This is a genomic window from Streptomyces sp. (assembly GCF_050698815.1).
In the GTDB taxonomy this organism is placed as follows: Bacteria; Actinomycetota; Actinomycetes; order Streptomycetales; family Streptomycetaceae; genus Streptomyces.
Map to the genome: position 1 here is coordinate 1 of NZ_JBOHCV010000079.1, position 1727 is coordinate 1727.

General features: G+C 72.8%; 2 protein-coding genes and 1 pseudogene. All 3 read right to left on the minus strand.

Translation table 11 applies throughout. The annotated features are described in order from the left end of the window. Window positions 1-353 (minus strand): annotated as a pseudogene (locus ACRDP3_RS03295) (hypothetical protein); the annotation flags it as partial. Window positions 354-482: 129 nt separating this feature from the next. Beyond that, a complete protein-coding gene (locus ACRDP3_RS03300) occupies window positions 483-929 on the minus strand; it encodes a DUF6113 family protein (RefSeq protein ID WP_431515281.1) in 447 nt (148 codons plus the stop codon). Further along, window positions 926-1727 (minus strand): N-acetyl-1-D-myo-inositol-2-amino-2-deoxy-alpha-D-glucopyranoside deacetylase (mshB, locus tag ACRDP3_RS03305; RefSeq protein ID WP_431515282.1); only part of this gene is annotated, 802 nt, incomplete at its 5' end. The genes ACRDP3_RS03300 and mshB, both read right to left, overlap by 4 nt.

Sequence of the window (1727 nt, forward strand, 5' to 3'; positions counted from 1 at the left end):
GCGCCGGAGCGGTCGCCGTCGCCGGTCAGCGGCGAGCGCGGCAGCTCCGCACCGGCCGCGGCACCGCCCACGTCCTCCGCGCCGCCGGACTCGCTGTCGCCGACCGGCTTCCGCACCACGACGGGCGGGATCGGCCGCGAACCGGGGATGTTGATCCGGATGCGGGTGGTGATGGTCGTCTCGGTCTTGCGATCGTCCGGTCGCCGCTGCGCGCCCGCGCTCGGGTCTGCGCCCGAGGCTGCCGCCTCGTCGGCGTCGGCGGCACCAGGTCCGTACGGCTCGGGCCCCGACGGGTACGGCGAACCGCCACGGCCCTGGGGCCCGGAGGACGAACTGTCAGTTTCACGGCTCAAAGCAGGTACTCCCGGTTGGATTCGCCGCCCATCATGCTTGTCCATGAACGGCTCGCCGGCGCGCACCACTTTACTTGGCGTCGCTCGCCCGGGACCCGGCTACACCGAATCGCCCGGACAGCGGCCTCATCAGCGGTACTTGGGGCCTGGCACTGGCGGTGCTGGCAGCGCGATGGTGGCACACATCACAGCGGCGAGCATCCCGCCCAGGAGAAAGACATATGAACCGAATCCCGCTCCGAAGAGGAAGTCGCCCTCGGGCCGGGCCGTGGTCAGCAGTACCACCGTGACGGCCCAGCCCACCCCGGGTGCCACCGCGCCCACCCGGGTACGGCACAGCTTGGTCCCGCCCCAGAAGAGCCCGACGGCTCCGGCCAGCGCGAGCACGAGACCACCCGGAAACCAGCCGCTCTGCACCAACGAGCCCGCGACCGCGGCCAGTACGCCGAGCACGGTCAGCGCCAGATAGACGAGCCCGCGAGCCGCTCGCCCACCGGGCACCGGACGCGGCCAGGGCGGCAGGGAACGCCCGCCCCGCTGCTCCCGCTCCGCGCTGCCGTCACTGTCACCGTTCATACGCCCGCTCCCGCGAACAAGTCCTTTGCGATGCCGCCGCCATGCTGCCCCACGGGATGGGCCAAGCGGTAGTACTCGGTACTGAGCAATGGCTGACCCAACCCGTTCGACAGGGCGAAGGAGTCACCGTCGACGACGATCTGGGTCGCGTGCGCCCGCATCGCCGCAGCCTTCGCTTCCGCGTACGCCCGGCCGTCGATCACCGCATCCACAGCCACCTCGCCCCCCACCACCCCGGGCACGTCGGCCGGCTCGGCGACGCCGGCGAAGGGGAACGCGGCGGACCCCTTCGGATGGACCTGCGAACTCATGTCCGCCGCGGCCCGCAGCCGGGCGAAGCCGTGCTCGAGGGCCGGCCGCGGCACACAGTTCCAGTAGATACGGGACACCGCGTGCGGCTCGCCCGCGTCGGTCGCGCAGTCCGGGCGGGCGGCCAGTTCCGCCGCCCTCATCGCGACGCGGTGGGTCTGGATGTGGTCGGGGTGGCCGTAGCCCCCGTCCGGGTCGTAGGTGATCAGCAGCTGCGGCCGCACCTCGCGGATCACCCGCACCAGGTGCAGCGCGGCCTCGTCCACGGGCGCCTGCCAGAAGCAGTCGGGCCGTTCGTTCGTGGGCTCACCCATCATTCCGGAGTCCCGGTAGCGGCCCCGGCCTCCGAGGAAGCTGTGGTCCACGACCCCCAGTTCACGCATCGCGTCGGCCAGTTCGGCGCTCCGGTGGCGCCCGAGCGGAGTCGGCTCACCGGGAGCCGCCGCCCCCGCCGGCAGCCGCAGCTGCGGCTGCGGCTGCGGTGCCAGG

Bases quoted from the DNA above. Each gene is read 5' to 3' on its own strand.
- ACRDP3_RS03300 (WP_431515281.1), bottom strand. From the start codon at position 929: ATGAACGGTGACAGTGACGGCAGCGCGGAGCGGGAGCAGCGGGGCGGG.